Annotated in this window: 7 protein-coding genes, 1 tRNA gene and 1 pseudogene; 3 read left to right on the top strand and 6 right to left on the bottom strand. The window is 63.3% G+C overall.

The features are described 5' to 3' along the window. A pseudogene (locus JFN91_RS20440) lies at positions 1 to 395 on the bottom strand (CxxxxCH/CxxCH domain c-type cytochrome); the annotation flags it as partial. A gap of 103 nt (positions 396 to 498) precedes the next feature. Then, positions 499 to 4,131, bottom strand: coding sequence for a cytochrome c3 family protein (locus JFN91_RS20435; protein ID WP_199390997.1), 3,633 nt, complete (start codon positions 4,129 to 4,131; stop codon positions 499 to 501). 573 nt (positions 4,132 to 4,704) lie between these two features. On the opposite strand from JFN91_RS20435, the gene JFN91_RS20430 reads away from it, so the two are divergent. Then, a tRNA-Thr gene (locus JFN91_RS20430) sits at positions 4,705 to 4,780 on the top strand. 525 nt (positions 4,781 to 5,305) lie between these two features. On the opposite strand, the gene JFN91_RS20425 is transcribed toward JFN91_RS20430, so the two are convergent. Next, positions 5,306 to 5,839 (bottom strand): DUF3332 domain-containing protein, encoded by a 534-nt coding sequence (locus JFN91_RS20425; protein ID WP_199390996.1) that lies wholly within the window; start codon positions 5,837 to 5,839, stop codon positions 5,306 to 5,308. 525 nt (positions 5,840 to 6,364) lie between these two features. On the opposite strand from JFN91_RS20425, the gene JFN91_RS20420 reads away from it, so the two are divergent. Together JFN91_RS20420 and gpmA are read left to right on the top strand one after the other, a co-directional pair. Beyond that, entirely contained in the window at positions 6,365 to 7,687 is a 1,323-nt protein-coding gene (locus tag JFN91_RS20420; protein WP_199390995.1) for a M23 family metallopeptidase, read from the top strand. A gap of 146 nt (positions 7,688 to 7,833) precedes the next feature. Further along, positions 7,834 to 8,541, top strand: a complete 708-nt coding sequence (gene gpmA / locus JFN91_RS20415; RefSeq protein WP_199390994.1) for a 2,3-diphosphoglycerate-dependent phosphoglycerate mutase — start codon at positions 7,834 to 7,836, stop codon at positions 8,539 to 8,541. Here gpmA and JFN91_RS20410 read toward each other — a convergent pair. The 3 genes from JFN91_RS20410 to dnaJ form a co-directional block, all read right to left on the bottom strand. Continuing rightward, on the bottom strand, positions 8,538 to 10,616 hold the full coding sequence (locus JFN91_RS20410; protein ID WP_199390993.1) for a penicillin-binding protein 1A: 2,079 nt from the start codon (positions 10,614 to 10,616) through the stop codon (positions 8,538 to 8,540). The genes gpmA and JFN91_RS20410 overlap by 4 nt on opposite strands. A gap of 183 nt (positions 10,617 to 10,799) precedes the next feature. Then, a complete protein-coding gene (locus tag JFN91_RS20405) occupies positions 10,800 to 11,333 on the bottom strand; it encodes a phospholipase D-like domain-containing protein (protein WP_199390992.1) in 534 nt (177 codons plus the stop codon). Beyond that, on the bottom strand, positions 11,330 to 12,451 hold the full coding sequence (gene dnaJ, locus JFN91_RS20400; protein ID WP_199390991.1) for a molecular chaperone DnaJ: 1,122 nt from the start codon (positions 12,449 to 12,451) through the stop codon (positions 11,330 to 11,332). Before dnaJ ends, JFN91_RS20405 begins: the two co-directional genes overlap by 4 nt. Between the last annotated feature and the right edge of the window lie 7 nt (positions 12,452 to 12,458).

The following is a 12,458-nucleotide window of genomic DNA, read 5'->3' as shown; positions in this document are numbered from 1 at the left end:
TGGCAGGCCGCGGTGGAGCAGGTGCCCATCGGGTTCGGCGGAACCGAGGTCTGGTTCACGAAGCCGGCCGCGATCTTTCTGGAGTAGCCGACGCCGTCGGCAAGCTCGATGGTCTTGTTGCGGTGACCCATCGCGTAGCTGCTGACCTGGCTGCCATGGCAGGCAACGCAGGAGTTGACCGCCGAGGTGGCGTGCCCTGCGTGGTTACCCGGCACAGCGCCGGTGTTGGGGTCTTTCTTCACAGTACCGGAATCCAGCGGCGGCATCGTATGACAGAAAGAACAGTCATAGTTGTACTGCGGGGCGGCCTGTGCCTGCCCCGCGGACAACTGCATCAGTGTCAGCACAAGAAGTGCCAGCACCAGAAAACAGTGTCCTCCATACTTTGATAACATTTTCTCCTCCTCTTGGTGTCCTGTTAGCGTCATTGTATTAAAAGCTGAATCTTCCACGGATTCAGAAACGGTACGGCCTTGCTGCTACAGCGCTTGGCCACCCCTACCTTTCCGTACTCCACCGCGCCGACGGGCTCATGTGGCAGGCAATGTTGAAGCAGCTGCCGGTCTTGTTGGCGCCCGGCACGCTGGTCAGACTCGCGCCGGTGTAGATGGTGAAGGAGTTCGCGAAGCGCAGGCTGTTGTCCACCAGCACGGTCACGTTCTCGATGTGCTCCTTAACCGGTGTCACCATCTTGTGGTACGGCGTGAGCCCGGTCACCCCGCCGTTGTGGCAGGCGGTGCAGTTGGTCCACCCTTCCTCGGGCTTGGCGAAGGGCGAGATGTGCGCCGCCACCAGGTGCGCGCCGCCGCCGCCGGAGTAGTCCTCGAAGCGGGCGTTGGCCCAGTTGGCGTAGCTGCCGAACCCCGTAGCCGTGTTCTTCGGTGCCGGCGGGTAGCCGTGGCAGGAGTCGCAACCGCCGCCGATCGGCTTGAAGGCGCCGCCGCTGCTGGTGTGGGTGTGGCAGTCCAGGCAGCCCGAGGTGAAGTGGCTCCCCTCCGGGACGCCGGCGCGGTAGTGGTTGGTCTTGGTGTGGCAGACCTGGCACAGGCCGCGGTTGGTGGTGGTCTCCACCAGGGTGTTGACGCGGTCGGTGTAGTAGATGTTGAAGCCCCTGATCTCGCTTCTGATCATGGAGAGGTTGCCGGTGCCGTGGGTGTCGTGGCACTCGCGGCAGGCAACGGCGCTGCCGTCTTTCGCGCGGTGCGTGCTGATGTTCAGGAAGCGCGCCGAGACGATGGTCGGGTTGCTGTGGCAGGAGGCGCACAGCAGGTTGTCGTTGTTCATGAGCAGGCGCTTGCTGTCACCCAGCGTGCCGGTGATGTGGGTCGCGTTGCGATCGTGGCACACCGTACACTGGTTGCTCACCGTGAAGCGGCCGTGCCCCTGGGTGCCGAAGTACGCCTTGTACGGCGCCTGGGTCCCGTTGGGGAGCGTCGCCGGGCTCTGCGCGTGGCACACCGTGCACTCGATGCGGCTGGTGGTCTTCCAGTCGACCAGCTGGCCGGCGTGGCAACCCATGCACAGCGAGCCGTCACCGCTCTTCAGGTCCGGCGAGCCGTTGTTGTGGGTGGCGGTGGTCCCGACGTGGCAGGCCTGGCAGGCGTTGTACTCGCTCCCCAGGTAGGCGCCCGGACCGTAGACCGAGGTGATGTGGGTCGCGTGCTGGTTGGTCGCCATCGGGCTCGAGGTGGAGGCGGAGCCGCCGTGGCAGGTGATGCACAGGTTGCGCGCCTTGTAGGCGATGACTGAATCGGCCACCGCCTGGCTGATCAGCCCCGCGTCCCGCAGCATCGGCACCGCCAGCGTGGTCACCGAGTCGTCGATCACGCCGTTGTCCAGGATGTCGATGGAGTCCATGGCCAGCTGTTTTGAGTAGCGCGGGTTGTGGCCGAAGGAGCCCAGCTCGCGCACCAGGAAGGCGTAGTTGAAGGCGGCGCCCATGACGTTGGCGCCCTGCTGCCCGGAGCCCCAGTTGCGCTGGTTGAAGTGCGGCGGCTGCGCGGTGTAGATGAAGCCCTTGGCGGCCAGCTGGGCACGGAGCACTTCCAGCAGGCTCATGAAAGAATCGCGCGCCAGCTGGCGCTGCTCTTCCGGCATGTTGGCGCCGTGGCAGGTGGTGCACAGGGTGCTCACGCCGCTTCTGAAGGAGTGGCCGTAGGTGCCGTTTCTGTGGCAGGAGACGCAGGGGCCCTTGGCGTTGGTATTGCCAAGGTTGCTGTGGGTGGCGCCCAGGTCATAGCTGCGGCCCGGGAACTCATACCCCCCCTTGGCGTACATGGCGGCCGCGGCAGTCGCATAGTGCGGCGGGATGAAGGCCATGTTGGTGAAGTCGGCGTTGGCCTGCAGTTGCGCCGTGATCACCTGGCCGGTGTTGTTGCCGCTGTGGCAGGTCATGCACAGGTTGGACTCGCCCACCGCCGGGTTCACGTAGGTCGGCTCGTTGGCGAACGGCTTGGACGGCTGCACCGTGCGCAGCGCGCCGGTGACGATGTCGATGTGGCAGGCGCGGCAGGTGACCATCTCCTTGGTCTTGTCCGAGGCGACACCCCAGGCCGTGGTGACCTTGCCGGTGGAGTAGTTCACGAAGCCGGTGGTGGTGTGGCACTGCACGCAGCCGCTCATGGTCTTGAAGTCGTAGGTCGAGTATGCCGGTGCGCTCCCCTTGGCGTGCCCGGAGGTGTACCACGCCTGGCGGATGGCCTGGTTGGTGACCGTCGAGAAGTGGCAGTCGGTGCAGGCCGAACGCGAGGTGACGTAGGTCGCCGGGTAGGCGCCGGTGGTCATGTTGCCGTAGTGCAGCGTCTCCAGGTCGCCCTGCACCGCCGCGAAGCTGGAGTGCGGGTTGTGGCAGGAGATACAGATGACGTTGGGGCCGATGTCGACGGTGTGGTTGGGGACGATGCCCAGGCCGTTGTCGTGGCAGCTCTGGCAGACGCCCGGGTCGGCCTCCGGCAGGTGCGGGCCACCCTTATGACAGGAGGTACAGGTGACGCCCTTGGTCTTGTGCATGGAACGGTCATAGCCGGCGAAGATGGAATCGGTGTGGCAGGCGGCGCAGAAGTAGCCGCCGACCGGGCCGGCGCTGGCATTGAGGTTCACGAAGGTGTTGGAATCCACCGTGGTCGGGTTTACCGGGGTCGGCATGGCGCCGGTGGTGTGACAGGACACGCAGGAGACGCCGAGGTACTTGTGGTTCGAGGAGGACCAGGAGATGAAGGCCTGCGGGGTCGGATAGATGCCGGTGGGGCCGTGGCAGCCGTTGCAGTCGGTCCTCATCGACGAGATCAGCGAGTCGACGACCTTGACCTGGGTGGTCGAGCTGGCGACGGACACGCCGTTCAGGTACTGGGTAAGCCGGAACACGTAGGTGCCCAGCGCCATCGGCACGAACTCGGGGTTCAGGGTGCCGGCGCCGGTCAGGGTGACCGCCGGGCCGCTGTCCTGGGTCCAGGTGAAGGTGCCGCCCCCCTGCAGGGTGCCCCTCAGGGTCACCTTGGTGACGATCATGGCGGTCTGGTTCTCGCCTGCGTTGGCCCCGATCGCCGAGAAGACGGCCTGAACGGTCCTGGGGGAGGTCACGTTGGTCACCGTGATGGTGGCCGGGGTGGAGCAGGGGTAAGTGACCGGGCTGCCCGAAACGGTGACCGTACCGCCGGTGACGCCGGTCAATACTGCGCCGGCGTTGGGGCTGGCGGTGAGGGTGGCGTTGCCGCCGTAGGCGATCGCGGTGCTGGCCGGGGAGACGGTGCCGGGGCCGTAAGCCGCACCGGTGACCGTGTACTTCTGGATGGTGAAGCCGGCCACCAGGGACTGTATCGAACCGTCCGACTTCTGGACCGTGGTGTAGTAGTGGGAGGTGTAGTTACCGATCACCTGGGCTACGCCGCTCTTGGTCACGCTGGAGATCTTGTAGCCGGGGTTGGCGGTGACCCTCACCGGGACCGGGGCGGCCGTGGTGAAGTTGCTGTAAACGACGGTACCGGCCACAGTCTGGACTGCATTGTTGCGGACCTGGAGCGTGCCGCCGGCACTGTTCAGCTTGGTCTGCAGCTGGAACGATGTTGCCGCCCATGAGAGCGCCCCCGATATGACGGCCGTAGCAGCCAGAACAGCCAGTGTTTTTCTCAGCATAGCCTTCCCCTGTCCCTGGTCCTCACGTGCGGTAATAGACGATTTAGAGGTACGAAATAGTCCTACGGGCGGGGCAATTCGCAAGAAATGTGCCTTTCCTAACGAGGGGTGTCCCCGGGATGCGGTACTCCTCGTGGTGGAAATGGTGACAAAACAGACACCTTTTGGATATTTTTCAGTTAAAAAAAATTTTTCAAACAGCTCTACTGGTAGGCAAACAAATGCGCGCACCGGAAAGATCTCCGTCATGCCGCGGAGTCCAAACGTTAGAACCCAGCGAAAACACCGGTCATGCCACTACTAGGGTTTAGGTCAATGTTTAACGTTTTGGCAACGACACCATTAATCATTCAGGCACCCCTCACTTGCCCTGGCCAGCCCGTTTTTCTTACAACTTGCTAATGAGCACCGACAGCAACAATGGTCAAAGTGCAACGTCGGCAGCAAGCAAAATGTTACCTGCGGAAGCATGCTCAGTGGGGGCTTGACGGGAAAGGCGCAACGTTGGAGTTTTAGAATGAGATTGACTGAGGTGGGGATTTACGGTAAAAGATTAGCCTCGGTAACAGATCAGCCGGAGTAACTCAGTTGGTAGAGTAGCTGATTCGTAATCAGCAAGTCGGCGGTTCGAGTCCGCTCTTCGGCTCCAACAATAAAGGGTCGCAGACCATGTCTGCGACCCTTTTGTCATTTCGGCACTGGTTATCCCGAAGGAGAGGACTGGCTCCGCCAGGTGCCTGTCCCCTTAGGGGCTTGCGTCAGGGGGCTGTGGGGAATGGAGCGTTCCGCTAGAGGGACAGGCACCGAACGGAGCCAGTCCCTTCTGCTACCGCCCCTCTGATCCAATTGAAAAGGCCCGCCATGATGGCGGGCCTTCTTTGTTGCGTCTACTTTGATACCCTTTTCAAGGGTGGTTGCCAGTGCCCGTAAGCACCGGGAGGTTCCAGCTTCAACTTGTGAGATTCCGAATCGGTGGAGTTTCTTTGATGCTGATTACCTCCTTTTTTCCGAGATCCCTCTTTGCTAGCTAGCTGAGTCAAACATAGCACCGGTGAGCGCAAAGAAACAGTCTGTCCAAAAATTTTTTTTCCGGATATACTGCTTGAGTTGCCTCCCTCCTGAGTTTGAATTCGCTAACGGTCATCCCTCTGACAATCCGCTGAACATCTCCCGCCTACTGATACAGTGCCGCTGTCTGCCGCCCCGCGTCCAAAGCACCAGGGACGGAGCTCGTTACCTGTACGCCGCCGTTGACACGCATCGCCTGGAACCGGGTCACGTTGCTCCCGTCCCGCATGGCTGCCACAGAATTGCCGGTCTTCACGTTCCAGTCGATGGTGAGGGTGTCGAGGTAGGTATCACCATGGTAGCGGTTGAAGGTGTAGCGCAGCATGTCGCCGCTCTTTTGCGCGTGTACCTTGAAGGTGTCGCCGTTTTCGCTGTACTGGAAATCCTTCTCTCCCTGGGCGACAGGGTTACGCCCACTCCAGAACTCGATGGTATTGAAGACTACGAAGTCGACCAGCGCCGATACCTGGTAGACCGGAACGATGATGAACGCCCAGGTCACCAGGCTGCGCAGGAACTTGTCACTTACCTGGCCGTTCACCTGGTAGACCTTCTTGGTGAGCGCCATCTTGCCGTAGCAACCTTGTAGAGAAACCATGGCCATCACCATGGCAAGCAGTGCCGCTGTCATCCTTTTCATAATTGAGTCCTCCTTGAATCTCAAACGTCATCGGAATTTGGCATCCCGCTCTCTCAATATATCAAAAAGCTCATAGTTCTTGTTGATTAACTTCTCACTGTCCTTAGTGCAGGCGCCTGTGACAGAATCAAAAAAGAAGAGGCCCGCTGCTGATACGCAGGGCCTCTTCTTCTTACTCGATCCCCTCGTTACAGGGGTCATCCCGACGCTTTCGACGTCGGAGCTGGTACAGCTGTTTGGTAATTAGAATCCTCTTCAGTGGAAGTTACCTCGATGCTGCTACCTCCTTTTCCGAGACATTCTGTTACAGCTAGCTAGCTGAGAGTAATATATCACCTGATCAAGATTTTTACAGAGAGCTGCAACATTTTTTTATGGCTCATGCAGGTCACGATAACTGTGCCGGTGCTGGACTTCGAGGGGACGGGTGCTAAAATCCGTGGGTGCTTTAACCTGGCCTAATCATTGCCGACAGCGACGGCGCCCAGATGGCGCAAACGTCCTACCGGCGCTGGGGGGAGAACCATGAAAACGACTGCTGTGACTGTCATCCTGGTCCTTTTGCTTCTGCTCGGCTTCGGTGTGTACTACTTCCTCGACACTTCCGGGCCCGCCCTCGCCCTTTCCCGGCAAAGCGGCCCCATCTCCTCCAAGCTGGACGTGGCGCTGAGGCTGCGGGACCGTTCGGGGCTGAAATCGCTGAGCGTCAACCTGGTGCAGGGGCAGAAGAGCTTTCCCATCCTCGCCAGGGAATACCCCCCGGGCACGAAAGAGGCCGCGGAGACCTTCCGCCTCCCCGCCCAACCCGGGCTCAAAGAGGGACCGGTCCGGCTCGACGTGAAGACGGCGGACCGCTCCATCTACGGTTTCGGCTCGGGCAACCGCACCGAGCAATCCTTCAACTTCGAGTACCAGAACAAGCCCCCGGCGGTCGCCATCCTCAGCACCGCCCACAACGTCTCCCGCGGCGGCGCAGGCTTGGTGGTCTACACGGTGAACCGGGAGGTCGCTAAAACCGGCGTCGTCTTCGCCGACCGCTTCTATCCCGCCTACCGCCAGCCGGGCGGCTTCTACGCCTGCCTGTTCGCCTTCCCCAGCGATCTGCCTGAGCAGCGCTTCATCCCCAAGGTGCTGGCCGTGGACCGGGCGGGCAACGAGCGGCTCACCGGCATCTACTACCACGTGCTGGAAAAATCCTTTCCCAGGGACCGGATCGAATTGACGGACTCGTTCCTGGAGAAGGTCGCCGGTGAATTCAAGGACCGCTATCCGAAAGCCGCCACCCCGCTGGAGCTCTATCTCAAGGTGAACGGCGAAGGGCGCCAGGCCGACCGAAAGACCTTGTACGAGGTGGGGCTCAAGACCTCCCCTACCCCGCTATGGCAGGGGGAGTTCATGCGTCTCCCCAACTCCGCGCCGCGCGGCACCTTCAGCCAACTGCGCAGCTACTTCTACAAGGGGAAACAGGTGGATGAGCAGTACCACCTGGGCATCGACCTGGCCTCGCTGGCGCACTCCAAGGTTCCCGCCGCCAATGCCGGGCGCGTGGTCTGGGCCGAAGACCTCGGCATCTACGGCCAATGTGTCATCATCGACCACGGCATGGGGCTGCAGACGCTATACGGCCATCTAAGCCGGATCGCGGTTAAGGAGGGGGACCAGGTTAAAAAGGGTGACATCATCGGCGACACCGGCGATACCGGCCTTGCCGGCGGCGACCATCTCCATTTCGGCGTCGTGGTCTCGGGGCAGGAGGTGAACCCGATCGAGTGGTGGGATCCGTCCTGGATCAGGAACAACGTGACGAGCAAACTGGAAGAGGCAAGGCAGGCGGCAGGCACGAAGTAGCAGCGAGGAGGCATCCCGGGAGGAGACCGAGGATGCGTTTGCCCACGAAGCGCTGCATCTGAACTCACGTCCCCCCCTTTGCGAAGGGGGACTTTACCAACCCAGATCACTCGTAGGCAAGGGAACGATGTTGCGGAGGTGAGGTGATGCAGCAACTGGTACTGATTCGACATGGCGAGAGCGTCTGGAACCAGGAAAACCTCTTCACCGGCTGGACCGACGTGGAGCTTTCCCCGCGGGGCGAGGAGGAGAGCCGGAACGCGGGGCGGCTCTTGAAGGAGAAGGGATACGTGTTCGACGTCGCCTTCACCTCGATGCTGCGCCGGGCCATCGGGACGCTCTGGATCATCCTGCGCGAGATGGACCTGATGTGGATTGCGGAACACAAGGACTGGCGCCTGAACGAGAGACACTACGGGGCCTTGCAGGGGCTGAACAAGGCGCAGACGGCGGAGCAGTACGGGGAGGAGCAGGTGAAGCTGTGGCGCCGCAGCTATCATGTGCGCCCGCCTGCGCTCGGCGACGGCGACCAGCGCTACCCCGGTCGCGACCCGCGCTACGCCACGCTCCCGCCGCACCTCATCCCCCGGACCGAGTGCCTGCAGGACACGGTGGAGCGGGTGCTCCCCTGCTGGCAACAGGTGATCGCCCCGGCCCTGCGGGAGTGCCGCCGCCCGCTCATCGTGGCCCACGGCAACAGCCTGCGGGCCCTGATCAAGTACCTGGACCGGGTCTCAGACTCGGACATCATCAACCTGGAGATCCCCACCGGCACGCCGCTGGTGTACGAACTGGACGACGACCTGAAGCCGATTCGACACTACTACGCCACTGAAGCCGGCAGCCCCGCCTAGCGCAACACGTCCCCTTCAAGACCGTTAGTGCCCTCTGTTCCGTCCCCATCCTCCCCACCCCCCTCGGGGGGCTGCTTGGCAGGCGGCTGGTCCCCGGGAGCGGTGACGCCCGGTGACACCGGCTGCGCCGGCACGACCGGCGGGATCGCATCGCCGCCGTGCTTGGAGCAGTAGGTGGTCGGTTCCGTTCCCGCGATGAAATCCTCTTCCTTGGTGGTCGGGCACTGCGGTGTGGCGAGTTGGCCGGTGCTGGGATCGATGTTGACGGTGACCACACCTTCGGGCCTGGTGAAGTCTACGGCGGGCTTCCCTTGGCTGGCGACGCGCATGAAGCGCTCCCAGATCGGCGCCGACACGGCACCACCGGTGAAGCCTCTCCCCCCCGGCTTGGGCTTGTCGTAGCCGACCCACACCCCGGTGATCAGTTGCGGAGTGTAGCCGACGAACCAGGCGTCGCGGTAGTCATCGGTGGTGCCGGTCTTGCCGGCAGCGGGACGCTGGCGGGCGAAGTTCTTCAGCCCCTTCGCGGTCCCATAGGTCAGCACGTCCTTCATCATGGAGGTGGTGACGAACGCGGTGGCCGGAGAGAGCACCGGGGCCACCTGCGCCGGATTCTCGTTCCAGTTCTTGCGGTTGCGGTCGTAGACCCGGATGATGGTGCGCCCCTCGCTGCGCATGCCGCCGTTGGCCAGCGGCGAGTAGGCGGAGACCAGGTCGTTCAGGGTCACCTCGTCGGTGCCGAGGGCGAGCGAGAGGTCGTTGGGCGTGCGCAGGGTAAGGCCCAGGCGCCCGGCAAAGGTGACGAAGTTGTTCACCCCGAGCGATTCGAGCAGTTTGACCGTGATCACGTTGTTGGAGTGGGCCAGCGCCTGCCTGAGCGACAGTTCCCCGAAACTCTTCTTCTCGTAGTTGTGCGGCCGCCAGGTCTGGCCGTTCCCCTTGTTGTAAGCCACCGGGGTGTCGTCCAGCAGACTCGCCGGGGTGTAGCCCTGCTCCAGCGCGGCCGCGAAAATGAGCGGCTTGATGGAGGAACCGGGCTGACGCTTGGCCGAGAAGGCGCGGTTGAAGCCCCCCTTGCCGTTGTCCACGCCACCCACCGCGGCCAGGACGTCGCCGGTCTTCAGGTCCATGCAGATGAGCGCCCCCTGCAGGTTCGGGTTCACCTTCTTCACGCCGTCGCGCAGCACCTGCTCCGCCTGCTTCTGCAGGTTCACGTCCATGGCGGAGATAACGTCCAGCCCGCCCTGCTCCACGATGTGCGCCCCGTAACGATCCACGAGCTGTTTGCGCACCAGGTCGAGGTACCCCTGCGCCTGTCCCGGCTTGATCACCGTGGCCGGGTGCGCCTCGATGGCCCTCTTCTGCTGGGGCGTGATCATGTTGACCGCGACCATGCGGGAAAGGACGACGCTGCGGCGCGCGCTTACCTTGGCCAGGTCACCCAGCGGGTTGTAGCGCCCCGGGTTCTTGGGCACACCGGCCAGCAGGGAACACTCCGCCTCGGTCAGCTCCTCCGGGTTCTTGTCGAAGTACTGGCGCGCCGCCTGCGCAATGCCCCAGGCGCCGTTGCCGAAGTAGATCTCGTTGAAGTACATCTCCAGGATCTGGTCCTTGGTGTACTTCTTCTCGAAGTCCATGGCGAGCTGCACTTCCTTCACCTTGCGGTCGAGCGACTTCTCGCCGGTGAGGAACTTGTTCTTGATCAGCTGCTGGGTGATGGTCGAGCCCCCCTCGGCGAGCCTCCCCTTGACCACGTCCTTCACCAGGGCCCGCGCGATGCCGCGCACGTCGATGCCGCCGTGCTCGTAAAAGCGGGCGTCCTCGGTGGCGACCAGGGCCTTGCGCAGAAAGAGCGGGATCCGGTCGATGGAGACCCAGTAGCGCTGGTTGGGGAGGATGCGCCCGACGTAACGCTGCTGTCCGTCGAAGACCCGGATCGAGGTGTAGCCGGTCGGGAGTTCGGGGTAGGTGGCGATGGAGGCGTGGGCGGAAACGGCGCAGGTGAGCGCCAGCAGGATGACGAGGAGAACCGGGGAGACCAGCTTCTTGAGTGATGCGTACCGACGGGAAAGCAAGGTTGCTACTCCTTTTGTTGACGGCGGCGATGCGAAAAAACCTCTCTCGCCCTCCGGGAGAGGGGCGGGGTGAGGACGCTGCAATGGGCAAGTACTCTCTTCGTGGCGTCGCCCTCACCCGGCCTTCGGCCACCCTCTCCCGGGGGGAGAGGGGACACACCGGCTGGCTTCAGCCGCGGCGGCCTACCTGATTCCTTCCAGATACCGCGTCACCTGCGCCGCCAGCGGCGGTGCATCCAACAGCACCGAGAGCTCCCGGTTCCGCGTCAGCGCGGCATGGGAAAGGTTGTGGCTCCCGATCATCACGTACCGGTCGTCGATGACCACGGCCTTGGCGTGGGTGGTGCGCCTGCCGCGCGGGAAGATGACCCGCACCCCCTTGCGCGTCAGGAACCCGGCCGCGGCGCGGTTGTCGCGCCCTACCGAATCGTCGCCTTCGAGGATGACCGTTACCTCCACCCCGCGCCCCCTGGCCTGCGCCAGGTCCAGGGCGAGGCCGGCGGGGACGTTGCCCCGGCGCTCGGTGACCTTGAAAAGGTAAAAGGCGCAGATGATGCGCCTTTTCGCCCCGCGGATGCGCTCCTTGAGCTCCCCGCTATAGGCCGCGTCGGCAAGAAGCGTCGCCTGGGCCGGGGCACTAAGGGCAGGCAGGGGACGGGCCGCCAGCAAAACGACCGCCAGCGCCAGGACCGCCCCGCGTGCCGGCCCGGTTATCACGTGAAGATGTCCATCACCTTGGAGAAGAAGTTCTTGCGCATCGGGTTCACGTCCTCGCCGCTGATGCGCGCCAGTTCCTCAAGGAGATCACGCTGCTGCTTGTTCAGGTTGATCGGCGTCTCGACCTTGGCGATGACCAGGTGGTCGCCGCGCCCGTAGCCCTGCAGCGCAGGAACCCCCTTGCCGCGCATCCTGAAGATGGCGCCGGACTGGGTCCCCTCCGGGATCTTCATGTTGACCCTGCCGTCCAGGGTCGGCACCTCGATCTCGCACCCCAGGGCCGCCTGGGTGAAGCTGATCGGGATCTCGCACAGTACGTCGTTGTCCTCGCGCCGGAAGAGGGAGTGCTCGCGCACGGTGAGCGCCACGTACAGGTCGCCGTTGCCGCCCCCCTTGATCCCCTGTCCCCCTTCGCCGGAGAGCTTCAACCGGATGCCGGTCTCGACGCCGGCGGGAACCTTGACCGAGATGGTCTTCTTGTCCCGCACCGTGCCGGTGCCGCGGCAGCTCGGGCAGGGATGCTCCACCACGCGCCCCTCGCCGTTGCAGTGCGAACAGGTCTTGGAAACGCTGAAGAACCCCTGCTGGAAACGCATCTGTCCGGCGCCCTGGCAGGTGGGGCAGGTCTTGGGCTGGGTGCCGGTCTTGGCGCCGGAACCGCCGCACGCCTCGCAGCGCTTGGCATAGGGGATGTCGATCTTCTTCTCGACCCCGAAGGCAGCCTCCTCGAAGCTGATCTCCAGGTTGTACTGCAGGTCGTCGCCCCGCTTGCCGCGCGAGGTCTTCTGGCGCCCGCCGAACACTTCGCCGAAGATGTCGCCGAAGATGTCGCCGAAGGGGGAGCCGCCGAAACCGCCGAAGGGGGAACCGTTGAAGCCGCCGCCCCCCACACCGGCGTGGCCGAACTGGTCGTAGCGGGCACGCTTCTCGGGGTCGGAAAGCACCTCGTAGGCTTCGGACACCTCCTTGAACTTGTCCTCGGCGCTCTTGTCGCCGGGGTTCTTGTCCGGGTGGTACTTGATGGCCAGACGCCGGTACGCCTTCTTGATCTCGGTCTCGGAGGCGTTCTTGTTCACCTCGAGCAGTTCGTAGTAATCCTGTTTGTCACCGTTTGCCAATGTAAGC

The sequence above is a fragment of the Geomonas anaerohicana genome, assembly GCF_016458305.1.
Lineage (GTDB): Bacteria > Desulfobacterota > Desulfuromonadia > Geobacterales > Geobacteraceae > Geomonas > Geomonas anaerohicana.
The sequence above is the reverse complement of the archived record's forward strand: the minus strand, read 5'-3'. Positions and strand labels throughout refer to the sequence as shown.